Origin of the sequence: Amycolatopsis pigmentata (assembly GCF_042684065.1) — a bacterium.
Classification (GTDB): Bacteria; Actinomycetota; Actinomycetes; order Mycobacteriales; family Pseudonocardiaceae; genus Amycolatopsis_E; species Amycolatopsis_E pigmentata.
In genome coordinates this window covers 125,524-141,349 of the sequence record NZ_JBHUKR010000021.1, presented here as the reverse complement: position 1 = coordinate 141,349, position 15,826 = coordinate 125,524, and the positions used below count along the sequence as shown (strand labels likewise).

Below are 15,826 nucleotides of genomic sequence, written 5' to 3'. Positions count from 1 at the left end.
TGAGGGTAGTGGCGGGCTAGTTGGCAACTCGTATTCCGCATCGGGCACGAGGTCTGTACATTCTGTGTCCAATGTCGCACGTTCACCCTGACGCAACCCCCGTTCGGCGGACACGCCCTCGGCGTCTTGACTGTCTCCTGCCTTCCCTTCCTGTGCCCCAGTCAGGCCCAGCCGGTGCTTGTTCGCAGCGACCAACCGCATCCGAGGTTTCGATTTGATGTCAACACACACGATCCCGGCTCAGCACGACTACCGCGGGCGGTTGCGTCCGCCCGTGGTGATTGTCGTGGTGGGCTTGGTAACCGCGGCACTCGCCACGCTCGCGGCGGTCCTGGCGCCCGACGGCGCGCACGCCGTGGCCGGCTGGTACGCCGGGATAGCCGCCGTGCTGGCGACCGCGGCGGCCGCGGGCGGGTTGTTCACCCTGACGAGCACGCGCGAACTCGCGGTAGCCACCGACGAGCTCACCGAGTGCCGGGAACGGGTGGTTCAGCAGCAGAACCAGATTCAAACGCTGACCCAGCGAAGCCGCGACCTGGAAACGGAGCAGCAGGAGAAGTACGGCGACCAGCAGGAGGCCGTCCGCATGGCGGTGGTCGCGCTGGGCCGCACGGTGCAGGCTTCCGCGCACCGCATCCAGGAGGAAGCCACGCGGATGATCGAGCGGCACGCGGCCGACCCCGACGTGCTGGAAAGCGGCATGCGGGTGGACCACGCCGCGGCCCAGCAGGCCCGGCACGCGCAGAGCCTGGCCGTGCTGTGCGGCGAATGGCCCGGCCAGCAGTGGCAGGAATCGTTGCCGCTCGCGGACGTCGTGAACGCCGCGGCCGCGCGCATCATCGCCTTCAAGCGGGTGAGCGTGTCCGGTGACCCGGACACCGCGGTCGTGGCCAGGGCCGCCGAACCCCTGATCCACCTGGTCGCCGAGCTGCTGGCCAACGCCGCGCAGTCCTCGCCGCCGACCACGCAGGTACTGGTCGCCATCCGCCCGGTGCAGCGTGGCGTCGTGGTGGAAATCGACGACGGTGGTGTCGGTCTCGACGAACGCCGTCTGGAGCAGGCCAGGGAAATCGCGTCCGGGCGCCGCGTGGTCGGTCTGGCCGACCTCGGCCAGACGCCGCAAACGGGCCTCGCCGTCGTCGGCGAGTACGCGCGCCGCCACGGCTTCCGGGTCGACCTCGGCGAATCCGTGTACGGCGGGCTGCGGGCGATCGTCCTGGTGCCCGCCGAACTGACCGAAATAGTGGAACCGCCTGAGCGCCTCGCGGGACGGGCTCAGGCCGTGGACCGGCAGGAGCCAGTGCGAGAGAAAAGGGACGGGGAAACGGACTTCGGGTTCGAACGCCCGGCGAACCCGCAAGACGACACGCCGCTGCCGCAGCGGCGGTCGCCCCGGAGGCAGGAAAAGCCGGTCGCGGTGCGCACCGAAGACCGGCCGCGCGAGCAGGGAACGACGCAGACGCCGGCCGAGGCGGCGAAATGGATGGGTGCCCTGCTCGAGGTCCGGCCTGAGGACAAGCCGGGCGACGGGCACGCGGTCAGCGACGACGAGCGGGAGGAAGCATGACCACGGAGGCCGGCGACAACGGCTGGATGCTGGAGAAGATCACCAATGTGCGTGGCGTCCGCCATTCCGTGGTGCTGACCTCCGACGGTTTCGTCACGGTTCGTTGTCACCGCACGGAAACCGAGGTCGCCGAACGGCTGGCGGCCGCGTGCGCGGGCCTGGCCTCGCTGGGGAAGGGCATCGGCGGCGAGTTCGGTGACGGCACCATCCCGCGCCAGGTGATGATCGAGTTCGGCGGCGGATTCCTGTTCGTGCGCGGCGCCGGTGACGGCTCCTATCTGGCGGTGGTCACCGAAGCGGTGATCGACCCGGCGCTGGTGGCCCAGCAGATGCAGGCCCAGGTTCTCGCGATCGGCGAGCACACGCTCAGCGCCAAGATCCGCCGGCAGTGACCATGAGCGATCCGGGCGACGACGAATACCACGACTGGCCGGTACGGCCGTACATGATGACCGGGGGCCGCGCGCATCCCTCGCGGAACACGATCCGCCCGGAGACGCTCGTGATCGCCAACCCGGACCGGCCCCTGACCGTGTCGGCGACCAGGCAGCAGCGGGCGCTGGTCGGCGTGTGCCGGGGGCTGCTGTCGCTGGCGGAAGCGGCGGCACACCTCGGACTCCCGGTCAGCCTGGTGGCCGTGATGGTGTCGGATCTGGCCGACACCGGACATTTGCTGGTGCGCTCGGCGACTCCCCGCGCGTCCGCCGACCGCGCCCTACTGCGAAAGGTGCTCGATGGCCTCCGGAAACTCTGAGGTCCCCGCCGGCGGTTACGTGGCGTCGACCGTGAAGCAGTCCGTGAAGATCCTCGTCGTCGGGCATTTCGGCGTCGGCAAGACCACGTTGATCGGTTCGGTCAGCGAGATCATGCCGTTGCGCACCGAAGAACTGATGACGGCCTCCAGCGTCGGCGTCGATTCCCTGGCCGGTCTGGACCACAAGCGCACGACCACGGTCGCGCTCGACTTCGGGCGCATCACCATCAGTCCGGAGATCGTGCTCTACCTCTTCGGCACGCCTGGGCAGCGCCGGTTCTGGAACCTCTGGGAAGGCCTCGCGGAAGGCGCGGTCGGCGCGCTGGTCATCGTCGACACCCGGCGCCTGGAGGACTGTTTCGAGGTACTCGACCAACTCGAACTGCGCGGCGGGACACCGTTCGCGGTGGTGGTCAACCAGTTTCCGGACTCCCCCCACTACGACGCGGCCAAACTGCGTCAGGCACTGGATCTGCTGCCTGACACCCCGATCGTCTTCTGTGACGCGCGGGTCCGGCAGTCCTCGATCGATGCGCTGGTGACGCTCGTCGAATACGCGCTCACCACCACGGGCCAGAAGGAAACCGTATGACCACCTCCCACGCTCGCCCGCTGGATGAACTGACCGATCTGGTCCCGCTGTCGGAGATCACCGGCAGTGCGGACCCGAAAGCCGCCTTCGCCCGCCTTCGCGACCGGTGGGGCCAGGTCGCACCCGTCGAACTGGAGCCCGGCGTCCCCGCCTGGCTGGTCATGGGCTACCGCGAGATCGTCCAGGTCTCGCGCAACGACCGGGTGTTCTCCCGGAACTCGGCCAACTGGCGGCTGGCCGAGGTGCTGCAGAACCCGGACTCCACGGTGGCCGCGTTGATGACACCGTGGGAACACGCCTACTACGCCGACGGAGAAAGACATCGCCGCCTTCGCGCGCCGGTCGACGATGGGGTGGCCGGCCTCAACGACCACGAGGTGAGCCGGGCGACGCAGGCCATCTGCCGCGAACTGATCGCGAAATTCGAGGACCGCTGCGAAGCCGACCTGGTCACCGAATACGCCGTGCACGTCCCGATGCTGGCCGTGGCCAACTGGTTCGGCATGGGGATCGACGAGGGAGCGCAGGTAGCGCAGGCGATCATCCAGGTGTTCAGCGCCGACAAGGACTCACAGGAAGCGCCCGAAACCCTCGTCAGGCTCCTCACCGCCCACATGAACGCCCACCGGGAGACACCCGGTGACGACATGACGACCGTGTTCCTGCGCCACCCCAGCCTCGAAAACGACTCCGAGATCATGTGGGCGATGATCCTCATGCTGGCGGGCGGTTATGAGGCGATGATCTCGTGGATCGCCCAGACCCTGCGGGTGATGCTGACCGACACCCGGTTCAGCGGGCGGCTCCGCGGTGGCCGTCTCGGCCTGGACGACGCACTGGACGAGGTGCTCTGGCGCAATCCGCCGTGGACCAACATGCCGGGTGGATACGCGCTCTCCGACACCGAGGTCGCCGGGCAGCTGATCCGGAAAGGCGACGCGGTGATCCTCTCCTTCGCCGCCGCCAACCTCGATCCGAGCGTCCACAGCGACGACCCCTGGCTGGAAATCGGCAACCGCGCCCACATTTCCTACGGCACCGGTCCGCACGTCTGCCCCGCCCACCAGCCCAGCCGCATCATCGCCCGGATCGCCGTGGAAACCGTGCTGACCCGGCTCCACGATCTCAGGCTGGCCGTTCCGGCCGGGGAAATCACCACGATGCCGTCGATCTGGACCATGTGTCCCGCCAGTCTCCCCGTGCGGTTCACCGGATTCTCCTGACGGTTCGGCGAAAAACGATTCCAGGGGGTTCAGATTCCAGGGGGTTCATCTGTCCAAACCTCGAAGGAGAGCAAAGTGCGTCCGCTTTATCGCGACCGTTCCCTGGGTGAAATGACCGATCTCGTCCCTCTGACGGAATTGAACGTAAGCGCGGACCCGCATGCCGCCTACACCCGGCTCCGCGAACAGTGGGGTCACGTCGCGCCGGTCGAACTCGAACCCGGCGTCCCCGCCTGGCTGGTCCTGGGATACCACGAACTCGTCCAGGTCTCCCGCAACGATCGCGCCTTCTCCAAGAACCCGCACAACTGGGGGTTGGTCGAGGTGCTGCAGAACCCGGAATCCACCCTGGCCGGGGTGATGGCCCCGCGCGAACACGCCTACCACGCCGACGGGGACAAACACCGTCGCCTGCGCGCTCCTCTCGACGACGGACTGGAAAGTCTCGGAGAACACAGGATAAGCCGGGCCACCCGGGCCATTTGCCACGAGCTCATCGCGAAGTTCGCGGACCGGGGAGAGGCCGACCTGCTCGCGGAATACGCCTTGCACGTCCCGATGCTGGCCGTGGCCGACTGGTTCGGCATCGGCATGGACGACGGACAGCGGCTCATGCCGGCCATTCTCCAGGCGTTCAGTGCGGGCCCGGAATCCCCGGCGGCATTCGACTTCATCATCACGTTCCTCACCGAGCACATGAACTCCCGCCGGGAGAATCCCACCGACGATCTGACGACCGCGTTCCTGCGCCATCCCAACCACCACGACGACGGGGAGGTCATGATCGCCATCCTCCTCGCGCTGGTCGCCGGTTACCACGCCAGCGTCACGTGGATCGCCCAGGTCCTGCGGGTGATGCTGAGCGATTCCCGGTTCGGCAACCGGGTGCGTGGCGGTCGTCTCGGCCTGGACGACGCGCTGGACGAGGTGCTCTGGCTCATTCCCCCGTTCGCCAACACACCCGGCTTCTTCGCCCTCACCGACATCGAGATCGGCGGCAGGCTCATCCGGAAGGGCGACGCGGTGGTGCTGTCCCACGTCGCCGCCAACATCGACCCCCGCGTCCACAGCGACGATCCCTGGCTGGCGATCGGCAATCGCGCCCACCTCTCCTGGGGCACCGGCCCCCATTCGTGCCCGGCCGGCCCGCAAAGCCGCATCATCACCCGAGTCGCCGTCGACACCGTGCTGACCCGGCTCCACGATCTGCGACTGGCCGTTCCGGCGGATGAGCTGATCGCGATGCCGTCACTGTGGGCCATGTGCCCCGCCGGCCTCCCGGTGCGCTTCACCGGTTTCTCCTGAGGGTGCGGCGAAACACTGATTCAGGGTTCCTTGCCCAACCTCGAAGGAGAACAACGTGGTTCCGCCTTCCCGTTCGCTGGAAGATTTCACCGATCTCGTCTCGCTGGCGGAGGTGAACCAGCGCGATGACCCGCAGACCTACGCGCGGCTTCGTGGGCGGTGGGGTGAGGTCGCGCCCGTCGAACTCGTCCCGGGTATTCCCGTCTGGTTGGTCATGGGCTACCAGGAAATCATTCAGGTCAGCCGCGACGAACGCCTGTTCTCCCGGGACAGCCGCCACTGGCGGTATCTCGGGAAACTGCAGGGCTCGGGTTCCCCGCTGGCCCTGATGATGACGCCGCAGGAGCACTCGCATTTCGCCGACGGGGAAAAACACCGCCGGTTGCGCGCGCCCTTGGACGACGGTCTGGAGGGTCTCGACGAACACCGCACGAGCCGGGCGACACAGGCCATCTGCCTCGGCCTGATCGCGAAGTTCGCGGACCGGCGCGAAGCCGACCTCGTGACCGAATACGCGGCACTGGTGCCGATGCTGGCCGTCGCCAGCTGGTTCGGCATCGGCACCGACGACGCCGGGCGACTGATGGAGGCCATGGCCTCGCTGTTCGTCCCCGGGCAGGATCCGCGCCCCGGTATGGAGATCATGCAACAGATCCTCAGCGGGCTCATCCTCGCCCACCAGGAAGACCCGGTCGACGATCTCACGACGGCGCTCTTGCGCCATCCGAACTACCACGACGCCTCGGAAGTCACCCAGGCGATCGTCCAGTTGCTCGCCGCGGGGCAGGAAGCGACCGTCGCGTGGATCGCCCAGACCCTGCGGCTGATCCTGGCCGATTCCCACCTGGGCGGCCGGTTGCGCGGCGGCAGGCTCGGGGTGGAAGAGGCGCTGGACGAAGTGCTCTGGCGGCGTCCCCCGGCGGCGAACATCGCCAACCGGTACGCGCTCGCCGACTGTGAGATCGCCGGCACGCGCATCCGCAAGGGCGACGCGCTGGCCGTGTCCTACGCGGCCGCCAACACCGACCCTCGCGTCCACGGCGACGACCCCTGGCTGGAGATCGGCAACCGCGCGCACCTGGCCTGGGGCGCCGGTCCCCACGTCTGCCCGGCCCAGCGGCCGAGCCGCACCATTGTCCGCATCGCCGTCGAAACCGTGCTGACCCGCCTGCACGATCTGAGACTGGCCGTCCCCGCCGAGGAAATCAGCACAGCGCCCTCGATCTCGACGGTGTGCCCCGCCGGCCTGCCCGTCCGATTCACCGGATTCTCCTGACGATGCGGTGAAACACCGATTCCGGGGCTTTCACCCCGACCTAGAAGGAGAACAACGTGGTTCCGCCTTGTCCTGACGCTTCGCTGGAGGAGCTCACCGATCTCACTCCGCTGTCGGAGGTGAACCTGAGCCCGGACCCCCATGCCGCCTACGCTCGCCTTCGTGAGCAGTGGGGCGAGGTGGCACCGATCGAACTGGAGCCCGGCGTCCCCGCCTGGCTCATCCTCGGATACCACGAAGCCATCCAGGTCTCTCGCAATGACCGCGCCTTCTCCAAGAACCCGGACAACTGGCGGCTGGCGGCGATGGTGCGGAACACCGACTCCACCCTGGCCGGGATGATGACCCCCCTCGACCACGCCTACCACGCCGACGGCGAGCGCCACCGTCGCCTGCGCGCTCCCCTCGATGACGGACTGGGAGGTCTCGACCAGCACAAGACGAGCCGCGCCACCCGGGGCATCTGCCGCGACCTCATCGCGAAATTCGAGCACCGGGGAGAGGCCGACCTGGTCGCCGAATACGCCGTGCTCGTGCCCATGCTGGCCGTGTCCGGCTGGTTCGGCATCGGCACCGACGAGGGGCACTGGCTGATGCGACAGTTCATGCAGGGATTCAGTCCCGGCAAGGAAACCCGGGAGGGGCCCGATGCCATGTTCAAGCTCCTCACCGACCACCTGACCTCCCGCCGGGAGAACCCCACCGACGATCTGACGACCGCGTTCGTGCGTCACCCCAACCACCACAACGACGTGGAGGTCATGTTCGCCATGCTCCTCGCGCTGGTGGCCGGTTACCAGGCGACCATCAGCTGGATCGCCCAGACCCTGCGGGTGATGCTGACCGATTCGCGGTTCAGCGGCCGGGTGCGCGGCGGACGTCTCGGCCTGGACGACGCGCTGGACGAGGTGCTCTGGCGCACCCCACCGTTCGCCAACTCGACCGGTTTCTTCGCGCTGACCGACATCGAAGTCGGCGGCAGGCTCATCCGGAAAGGCGACGCGGTGGCGCTGTCCCAGGTCGCCGCCAACATGGACCCCCGCGTCCACAGCGACGATCCCTGGCTGGCGATCGGCAATCGCGCCCACCTCTCCTACGGTTCCGGGCCCCATTCCTGCCCGGCAAGCCAGCCGAGCCGCATTGTCACCCGGGTCGCCGTCGAGACCGTGCTGACCCGGCTCCACGATCTGAGACTGACCATTCCGGCCGGGGAAATCACCACGATGCCGTCGGCCTGGACCATGTGCCCCGCCGGCCTCCCGGTCCGCTTCACCGGGTTCTCCTGAGGTGGTCTGAACATCACCGGTCTCTCGCCGAAGGAGATCACCACGGCTCCCGACGCGCTGCTCTGGCGCAGCCCGCCGTGGACGAACATGCCTGGTGGGTACGCCGTCGCCGACACCGAGACAGCCGGGCAACCCATCCGGAAAGGCGACGCTATGATCCTTTCGTATGCCGCCGCCAACATCGATCCCCGGGTCCACAGCGACGATCCCTGGCTGGAAACGGGAAATCGTGCGCACCTGTCGTAGGGCACCGGAATCCATGTCTGCCCGGCACACCGGCCCAGCCGTCTCATCGCCCGCATCGCCGTCGACACGGTGCTGACCAATCCGGACGATCCGAAACCGACCATTCCCGCCGAGGAGATCACCACCATGCCGTCGATCTGGACCAGATGCCCCGCCAGCCTCCCCGTCCGCTTGACCGGATTCGCCTGAGCGGGGCGAAAAGCGCGGTTCCCGCGTTTATCTTCTTTGGTTCCGAAGGAAAATCATCGTGACACCCCTTTCTCGCGACCGTGCCCTGGAAGACTTCACCGGCCTCGTCCTCCTGCCGGAGGTGAACCAGAGCCCCGATCCCCAGGCCGTCTACGACCGGCTCCGCAAACAGTGGGGTGAGATCGCCCCGGTCCAACTCGAACCGGGCATCCCCGCCTGGCTGGTCATGGGCTACCGCGAAATCATCCAGGTCGCCCGCAACGACCGCCTGTTCTCCAGAAGCGCGGCCAACTGGCGCTACTTCGACACCTTGCAGAACCCCGAATCCACGCTCGCCGCGCTCATGACTCCGCGGGATCACGCGTACTACGCCAACGGAGACGAACATCGTCGCCTGCGGGCTCCGCTCGACGACGGACTCGACGCCCTCGACGAACACAGGATCAGCCGGGAAACCCAGGCCATCTGCCGCGAATTGATCGCCACGTTCGCCGACCACGGCGAAGCCGACCTGGTCGCCGAATACGCGGTGCTCGTTCCCATGCTTTCCGTGGCGCGGTGGTTCGGTATCGGAACCGACGAAGGATACCGGCTGACCGAGGCGGTCCTGTGGGCGTTCAGCGCCGGCCCGCAGTCGCAGAAGGGGGTCGAGATCATCATCGAGATCCTCACCAACCTCATGCAGTCCCACAAGGACGATCCCGCCGACGACATGACGACTTCGTTTCTCCGTCATGACGACCTCCGCAACGACATCGAGGTCGCGTTCTCGATCATTCTGGTGATCATGGCGGGCTACCAGGCGACCATCGCGTGGATCGCGCAGACCCTGCGGCTGATCCTGACCGACCCCCGGTTCGGCAGCCGGCTTCGCGGCGGGCGTCTCGGCCTGGACGACGCACTGGACGAGGTGCTGTGGCGCCAGTCGCCGGCGGCGAACATGGTCGGCGGGTACGCGCTCGCCGACACCGAGATCGCCGGACAACGGATCCGGAAAGGCGACGCGGTGTTCCTCTGTTACGCCGCCGCCAACACCGATCCGCGCGTGCACAGCGACGATCCCTGGCTGGCGATCGGCAACCGTGCGCATCTGTCCTTCGGCACCGGGCCGCACGTCTGCCCGGCCCAACGGCCGAGCCGGATCATCGCGCGCATCGGGGTCGAAACCGTGCTGACCCGGCTGCACGACCTCAAGCTGGCCGTCCCGGCCGACGAGATCACCAATCTCCACTCGCTCTGGGCGGTGTCCCCGGAGAGCCTGCCCGTCCGCTTCAGCGGGTCCGCCTGAGCGAAAGAGTCACACCAGCGTCCGTTTCATCCGGCTCTTCTGGGTGGCGTGCCCGGTCTGCCTGATCACGAGGGACTTCCGGCCCTATGGCCACGCCCGGCGCGCTCGCGAGCATGACCGGTGAGGCAAGGGGTAGCCCTTGGGTGCACCGAGCGGAACGGAGGACGGCGTGTCGCTGGATACGGGGTCGGACAGCAGGCGGCAGAACGACGAGATCAGGCGCATCGACGCGTACTGGCGGGCGGCTAACTACCTGTCGGTGGGCCAGATCTACCTGCTGGACAACCCGTTGCTGCGGGAGCCGTTGCGACGCGAGCACATCAAGCCGCGGCTGCTGGGCCACTGGGGCACCACGCCGGGCCTGAACTTCGTCTACGCCCACCTCAACCGGGTGATCCGGGGGCGGGACCTCGACGCGATGTACGTGATCGGGCCCGGCCACGGCGGGCCGGCGATGCTGGCGAACACCTGGCTGGAAGGCAGTTACTCGGAGGCCTACCCGGAGGTGCCGCGCGACGAGCAGGGGATGCGCACGCTGTTCCGGCAGTTCTCGTTCCCGGGCGGAGTGCCGAGCCACGTCGCGCCCGAGGTGCCCGGGTCGATCCACGAGGGCGGCGAACTCGGCTATTCGCTGGCCCACGCCTACGGCGCCGCCTTCGACAACCCGGACCTGCTGGTGGCCTGCGTGGTCGGCGACGGCGAGGCCGAAACCGGGCCGCTGGCGACCAGCTGGCACGCCAACAAGTTCCTCGACCCCGTGCACGACGGCGCGGTGCTGCCGATCCTGCACCTGAACGGGTACAAGATCGCCAACCCGGCCGTGCTCGCCCGCATTCCCCAGGAAGAGCTGGACTCGCTGCTGCGCGGTTATGGCTACCGGCCGCGCTATGTCACCGGTTCCGACCCCGCCACCATGCACCGTGCGATGGCCGAAGCGCTGGACGCCACGATCACCGACATCCGGCGGATCCAGGACGAGGCACGTTCCGGCGGCCGGACCGAGCGTCCGTCGTGGCCGATGCTCGTGCTGCGCACCCCGAAAGGCTGGACCGGTCCCTCCATTGTGGACGGTGTACCGGTGGAGGGAACGTGGCGGGCCCATCAGGTGCCGCTGGCCGCCGTGCGGGAGAACCCGGAGCATCTGGCGATGCTCGAGGAGTGGTTGCGGTCCTACCGCCCGCGTGAGTTGTTCGACGACGACGGCCGCCCGGTCCCCGAGCTGACCGCCACGGCCCCGCACGGAGACCGGAGGATGGGTGCCAACCCCCACGCGAACGGCGGCCTGCTGCTGCGTCCGCTGCGCCTGCCGGACTTCACCGCCTTCGCCGTGGACGTGGCCAAACCCGGCGGCTCGGTCTCCGAGCCCACGCGCGCGCTCGGCCGCTACCTGAGCGAAGTGATACGCGCCAACGCCGACGCACGCAACTTCCGCCTCTTCGGTCCCGACGAGACCGCCTCCAACCGCCTCGATGCCGTCTACGAGACGACCGGAAAGCAGTGGGAAGGTGAGATCCTCGACGTCGACGAACATCTGGTCCGCGACGGGCGCGTGGTCGAGGTGCTTTCCGAACACCTGTGTCAGGGCTGGCTGGAGGGCTATCTGCTGACCGGCAGGCACGGCCTGTTCTCCTGCTACGAGGCGTTCATCCACGTCGTCGACTCGATGTTCAACCAGCACGCCAAGTGGCTCAAGACCAGCAAACGGCTGCCGTGGCGGCGGCCCGTCGCGTCACTGAACTACCTGCTCACCTCGCACGTGTGGCGGCAGGACCACAACGGTTTCTCCCATCAGGACCCCGGCTTCATCGACCACGTGATGAACAAGAAGGCCGAGGTCATCCGGGTCTATCTGCCGCCGGACACCAACACCCTGCTTTCGGTCGCCGACCACTGCCTGCGCAGCCGCGACTACGTCAACGTGATCGTGGCTGGGAAGAACGAATCGCCGGACTGGCTGCCGATGCCGCAGGCGGTGCTGCACGCGGCCCGCGGGGCCGGGATCTGGGAGTGGGCGGGCACCGAAGACGGTGGCCAGCCGGACGTGGTGCTCGCGTGCGCCGGGGACTCGCCGACGCTGGAGGTGATGGCCGCGACCGCGATCCTGCGTCAGGAACTGCCCGAGCTGCGCACGCGGGTGGTCAACGTGGTGGACCTGATGCGCCTGCAACCGGCCGGCGAGCACCCGCACGGCATGTCCGACCGCGAGTTCGACGCGCTGTTCACCACCGACCGTCCGGTGATCTTCGCCTACCACGGTTACCCGTGGCTGATCCACCGGCTGACCTACCGCCGCACCAACCACGACAACATCCATGTGCGCGGCTACAAGGAGGAGGGCACCACCACCACGCCCTTCGACATGCGGGTGCTCAACGATGTCGACCGCTTCCAGCTGGTCGTCGACGTGCTCGACCGGGTGCCGGAGCTGGGTGTGCGCACCGCGTTGCTGCGGCAGCGGATGCTCGACCAGCGCACCCGTCACCGTGCGTACGTCCGCACCTACGGTGAGGATCTGCCGGAGGTCCGCGACTGGGCCTGGCCCTACTGAGTCGGTTGGAGGCACGGGGTCATGTACGTACTGGTGGTCAACGCCGGGTCGTCCAGCCTGAAGGTCCGACTGCTCGACGACAAGGACGAGACAGTGGCGTCGCTGGACCTGGACGACTGGGCGGGCGCCGAAGACACCACACGACTGGCGCGGTTCGCGCGTGACCTTCCGCGCGTGGACGCGGTGGGACACCGGATCGTCCACGGTGGAACGATCTTCGGAAAGCCGGTCGTCCTCGACGACGAGATCCGCTGGCGGATCGCGGACCTGACCGAACTCGCGCCACTGCACCAGCCGCGCGGGGTCGCCGGAATCGACGCCGTGGCGGAGGTCCTGTCCGGCATCCCGGCCGTGGCGTGCTTCGACACCGCTTTCCACGCCGGGATGCCGCGCGCCGCGGCGACGTACGCTCTGCCCCGCGAGTGGAACGAGCGATGGGGTCTGCGCCGCTTCGGTTTCCACGGTTTGTCCCACGCCTATGCCTCCCGCCGCGCCGCCGAACTCCTGGATCGTCCGGTCGGCGCGCTGCGCACCGTCACCTGCCATCTCGGCGCGGGCGCCTCGCTCGCGGCGGTCTCCGGTGGCTGTTCGGTCGACACCACCATGGGATTCACGCCGTTGGCCGGGCTCGTCATGGCGACCAGGACCGGCAGCGTCGACCCGGGCCTGGTGCTGTGGCTGCAACAGCACGCGGGCGTGGACACGGACCGGCTGTCGCACACGCTGGAATTCGAATCCGGTCTCGCCGGCCTGAGCGGCGGCAGCGGCGACATGCGCGACCTCATCCGCCAAGCCGCGCAAGGACAGCCCGACGCGCGGCTCGCCTTCGACGTCTACATCCACCGGCTGCGCCGGGAAATCGCCGCGATGACGGCGTCACTGGGCGGCCTCGACGCACTCGTGTTCACCGGCGGTGTCGGTGAACACAGCCCCGAAGTCCGCGCCGCCGCCACGGCCGGCCTGGACTACCTCGGCGTCACCATCGACGACTCCCTCAACCACGGTGCCGCCGGAGACTGCGTCATCAGCACACCCGATGCCAAGGTGAGCACCCTCGTGGTCACTGCCCGCGAGGACCTCGAAATCGCCCGCCACACCCGTGAAACCGTTTGATCCCGCGCTCCGGGGCGGTGACGACGTGACAGGCGCTCACCTGCGAAAATAGTGACGCGCTGAGGTGGCCGAATGACCGTCGCGGTGCGACATTGGAGGCATGCCCGGTTACCAGAGCGCAGGGCATGGGAACGCGCCGTCCCTGCGGGGCACTTTGTCTCAGCTACGGTTGCGTGAGCTGTTGCGCGAAGTACAAGATCGTATAGAACAGATGGTCGACACCCGCGACCAGATGGACGGCCTGCTGGAAGCGATGCTCGCGGTGGCCAGCGGCCTCGAGCTGGACACCACCCTCCGCAGGATCGTGCACGCGGCGATCGACCTGGTGGACTGCCGTTACGGGGCGCTCGGCGTGCTCAACGCCGACGGCAAGGGCCTGTCCGAATTCGTCTACGAAGGCATCGACGAGCGGACCCGGCGGGCGATCGGGGACCTGCCGGAGGGACACGGGCTGCTCGGGTTGCTCATCCAGCAGCCGAAGCCGATGCGCTTGGAAGACCGGTCACAGCACCTGGCCTCTTCCGGCTTTCCCTCGCATCACCCGCCCATGAATACCTTCCTCGGCGTACCGGTGCTGGTGCGCGAGAAGGTGTTCGGCAACCTGTATCTCACCGAGAAGGCGGGTGGCCAGCCCTTCACCGAGGAAGATGAGGTGGTGGTGCAGGCGCTGGCCGCCGCGGCCGGGATCGCGGTGGAGAACGCACGACTGTACGAGGAAGCCCGGCTACGCCAGCACTGGCAGGAAGCCACGAGCGAAATCCGGGCCGAACTGCTGGCCGCGGCCGATCCCGCCGAAGTGCTGCACCTGGTCGCGAACCGGGCGCTGGCGCTGACCGGGGCCGACTGTTCGTTCCTCGCCGAGCCGTGCGATCCCGAACTGACACCGGCCGAGGTCGAGACACTGATCGTCACCGCCGCGGCCGGATTGGAAACGGATTCGCTCACCGGGCGGCGGATACCGGTCGACAGCACCACGTGCGGGGTCGCCTTCCGTGACGCCACCCCGCTGAGCCCGGCCGAAAGCGGCGACGCGCTGTGCCCGGGTTTCGGCAGGCCCTTCGGGCCCGCGATGGTGCTGCCGCTGCGTGTCTCCGGGGACACCGTCTCCGGGGTACTGGTCACCGCGCGCCGGCATGGGGCCGACCCGTTCGACGCCGGTCAGCTACCCCTCGCCGCGTCGTTCGCCGACCAGGCCGCGCTGGCCCTGCAACTGGCGGCCGACCAACGGCGCCTGCACGAACTGGACGTGCTGGCCGACCGCGATCGCATCGCACGCGATCTGCACGACCACGTCATCCAGCGCCTGTTCACGCTGGGCCTGTCCCTCCAGAGCACCTCGATGCGCACCCGGGGAGCCGACACGCGCCGCCGGATCAGCGGCGCGGTCGAGGACGTGCAGAGCATCATCGGCGAGATCCGCAGTGCCATCTTCGATCTGCACGGCGGCCTCGAAGGCACCACGAAGCTCCGCCGTCGCCTCAACGACGTCATCTCGGAAATGACCTCGTCCGGTGACGTGCGCACCACGATCCGGATGTCCGGCCCGCTCGGCGTGGTGTCGCCGGAACTGGCCGACCACGCCGAAGCGGTGATCCGGGAAGGCGTGAGCAACGTGCTCCGGCATGCCGGAGCCACCGCCGTGACCATCACCGTCTCGGTCGAGGACGACCTGGCCATCGACATCACCGACAACGGCAGGGGCATTCCGGACAGCGTCGCCACCAGTGGTCTGCACAACCTGCGTGAGCGCGCCCAGCAGGCCGGCGGGACCCTGGTCGTGGAAGCACTCGACGGCGGCGGCACCCGCCTGTTCTGGCGCGCGCCCCTGCCGTGAGGAAGATCAGTCGCGAGGCAGCAGCGGGCCGAGCGGCCCCAGGTCGATGTTGAGGTCTTCCCGGGTCAGCCCGAAATGGTCGACCAGTTCGTCCATGCGTTCTTCCAGCCGCATCAGGGTGATTCCGACGGCTTCGATCTGGTCGTCGGTGAGGTCGCCACGATCGACCCTTCGCAGGGCCTGTTTTTCCATGAGCTGACGCAACAACTCCACCACCGTCAGCACCAGGCTGACGAGGCTGCGTTCCGTCGACTCCGGGTCGGCGTTGATGCGCTTGCGTGGTTCGGTCATGGTTCCGGTCATGTCTCCGAAGACGGTTGCAGGACGCTGATCGAGGACAACAGGGCGCGCAACGAAATGCGGACCAGGTCGACATCGGCGATCGACAGGACCAGGTCGCCGCTGATCACCACCCCACCCGCCAGCACCCGGTCGAGCAGGTCGACCAGGGAAACGTTCCGGTTCGCCATCGACGCCGGAACCGGCTCGTGCGCTTCGACTCCCGACAGGGTCATGGGGTCTCTGCTTTCTCCGCGAGCTTGCGCGCCCCCGCGATCGTGTCGACAGGGCGCCGTTTGGCAGCGCACATCAGGTAAACCAGCCTG

At 68.1% G+C, this 15,826-nt stretch carries 14 protein-coding genes; 12 read left to right on the top strand and 2 right to left on the bottom strand.

The annotated features are described in order from the left end of the window. Nucleotides 1-217 precede the first annotated feature (217 nt). From ACFSXZ_RS31940 to ACFSXZ_RS31885, 12 genes are all read left to right on the top strand, one after another. Nucleotides 218-1,567, top strand: a complete 1,350-nt coding sequence (locus tag ACFSXZ_RS31940; protein WP_378269273.1) for an ATP-binding protein — start codon at nucleotides 218-220, stop codon at nucleotides 1,565-1,567. Continuing rightward, nucleotides 1,564-1,959, top strand: a complete 396-nt coding sequence (locus tag ACFSXZ_RS31935; protein ID WP_378269271.1) for a roadblock/LC7 domain-containing protein — start codon at nucleotides 1,564-1,566, stop codon at nucleotides 1,957-1,959. Before ACFSXZ_RS31940 ends, ACFSXZ_RS31935 begins: the two co-directional genes overlap by 4 nt. A 2-nt stretch (nucleotides 1,960-1,961) precedes the next feature. Further along, nucleotides 1,962-2,321 (top strand): DUF742 domain-containing protein, encoded by a 360-nt coding sequence (locus ACFSXZ_RS31930; protein ID WP_378269270.1) that lies wholly within the window; start codon nucleotides 1,962-1,964, stop codon nucleotides 2,319-2,321. Further along, nucleotides 2,302-2,913, top strand: coding sequence for a GTP-binding protein (locus ACFSXZ_RS31925; protein WP_378269268.1), 612 nt, complete (start codon nucleotides 2,302-2,304; stop codon nucleotides 2,911-2,913). The genes ACFSXZ_RS31930 and ACFSXZ_RS31925 overlap by 20 nt, the downstream gene beginning before the upstream one ends. Then, nucleotides 2,910-4,136 carry a cytochrome P450 gene (locus tag ACFSXZ_RS31920; protein ID WP_378269266.1) on the top strand — a complete coding sequence of 409 codons (1,227 nt, stop codon included), beginning with the start codon at nucleotides 2,910-2,912 and terminating at the stop codon, nucleotides 4,134-4,136. Before ACFSXZ_RS31925 ends, ACFSXZ_RS31920 begins: the two co-directional genes overlap by 4 nt. A 75-nt stretch (nucleotides 4,137-4,211) precedes the next feature. Further along, on the top strand, nucleotides 4,212-5,441 hold the full coding sequence (locus tag ACFSXZ_RS31915) for a cytochrome P450 (protein ID WP_378269264.1): 1,230 nt from the start codon (nucleotides 4,212-4,214) through the stop codon (nucleotides 5,439-5,441). A gap of 55 nt (nucleotides 5,442-5,496) precedes the next feature. Next, the gene (locus ACFSXZ_RS31910) at nucleotides 5,497-6,717 is read left to right on the top strand and encodes a cytochrome P450 (protein ID WP_378269262.1); all 1,221 of its coding nucleotides are present in this window, start codon (nucleotides 5,497-5,499) and stop codon (nucleotides 6,715-6,717) included. Between the two features lie 56 nt (nucleotides 6,718-6,773). Next, complete coding sequence (locus ACFSXZ_RS31905) at nucleotides 6,774-8,003, top strand: cytochrome P450 (protein ID WP_378269260.1); 1,230 nt, start codon at nucleotides 6,774-6,776, stop codon at nucleotides 8,001-8,003. A 493-nt stretch (nucleotides 8,004-8,496) separates the two neighbouring features. Further along, nucleotides 8,497-9,726, top strand: a complete 1,230-nt coding sequence (locus tag ACFSXZ_RS31900; protein WP_378269259.1) for a cytochrome P450 — start codon at nucleotides 8,497-8,499, stop codon at nucleotides 9,724-9,726. A gap of 169 nt (nucleotides 9,727-9,895) precedes the next feature. Then, nucleotides 9,896-12,274 carry a phosphoketolase family protein gene (locus ACFSXZ_RS31895; protein ID WP_378269258.1) on the top strand — a complete coding sequence of 793 codons (2,379 nt, stop codon included), beginning with the start codon at nucleotides 9,896-9,898 and terminating at the stop codon, nucleotides 12,272-12,274. Between the two features lie 21 nt (nucleotides 12,275-12,295). After that, the gene (locus ACFSXZ_RS31890; RefSeq protein WP_378269256.1) at nucleotides 12,296-13,387 is read left to right on the top strand and encodes an acetate/propionate family kinase; all 1,092 of its coding nucleotides are present in this window, start codon (nucleotides 12,296-12,298) and stop codon (nucleotides 13,385-13,387) included. A 100-nt stretch (nucleotides 13,388-13,487) separates the two neighbouring features. Continuing rightward, a complete protein-coding gene (locus ACFSXZ_RS31885) occupies nucleotides 13,488-15,221 on the top strand; it encodes a GAF domain-containing sensor histidine kinase (protein ID WP_378269254.1) in 1,734 nt (577 codons plus the stop codon). Nucleotides 15,222-15,227: 6 nt separating this feature from the next. Here ACFSXZ_RS31885 and ACFSXZ_RS31880 read toward each other — a convergent pair whose 3' ends face one another. Then, nucleotides 15,228-15,512, bottom strand: coding sequence for a gas vesicle protein K (locus tag ACFSXZ_RS31880; protein WP_378269252.1), 285 nt, complete (start codon nucleotides 15,510-15,512; stop codon nucleotides 15,228-15,230). A gap of 8 nt (nucleotides 15,513-15,520) precedes the next feature. Continuing rightward, nucleotides 15,521-15,736 carry a gas vesicle protein gene (locus ACFSXZ_RS31875; RefSeq protein WP_378269250.1) on the bottom strand — a complete coding sequence of 72 codons (216 nt, stop codon included), beginning with the start codon at nucleotides 15,734-15,736 and terminating at the stop codon, nucleotides 15,521-15,523. Nucleotides 15,737-15,826: the final 90 nt, after the last annotated feature.

Coding starts and splice junctions, on each gene's coding strand:
- ACFSXZ_RS31875 (WP_378269250.1), bottom strand. CDS start 15,736: ATGACCCTGTCGGGAGTCGAAGCGCACGAGCCGGTTCCGGCGTCGATG.
- ACFSXZ_RS31925 (WP_378269268.1), top strand. CDS start 2,302: ATGGCCTCCGGAAACTCTGAGGTCCCCGCCGGCGGTTACGTGGCGTCG.
- ACFSXZ_RS31890 (WP_378269256.1), top strand. CDS start 12,296: ATGTACGTACTGGTGGTCAACGCCGGGTCGTCCAGCCTGAAGGTCCGA.
- ACFSXZ_RS31935 (WP_378269271.1), top strand. CDS start 1,564: ATGACCACGGAGGCCGGCGACAACGGCTGGATGCTGGAGAAGATCACC.
- ACFSXZ_RS31920 (WP_378269266.1), top strand. CDS start 2,910: ATGACCACCTCCCACGCTCGCCCGCTGGATGAACTGACCGATCTGGTC.
- ACFSXZ_RS31880 (WP_378269252.1), bottom strand. CDS start 15,512: ATGACCGAACCACGCAAGCGCATCAACGCCGACCCGGAGTCGACGGAA.
- ACFSXZ_RS31885 (WP_378269254.1), top strand. CDS start 13,488: ATGCCCGGTTACCAGAGCGCAGGGCATGGGAACGCGCCGTCCCTGCGG.
- ACFSXZ_RS31930 (WP_378269270.1), top strand. CDS start 1,962: ATGAGCGATCCGGGCGACGACGAATACCACGACTGGCCGGTACGGCCG.
- ACFSXZ_RS31940 (WP_378269273.1), top strand. CDS start 218: ATGTCAACACACACGATCCCGGCTCAGCACGACTACCGCGGGCGGTTG.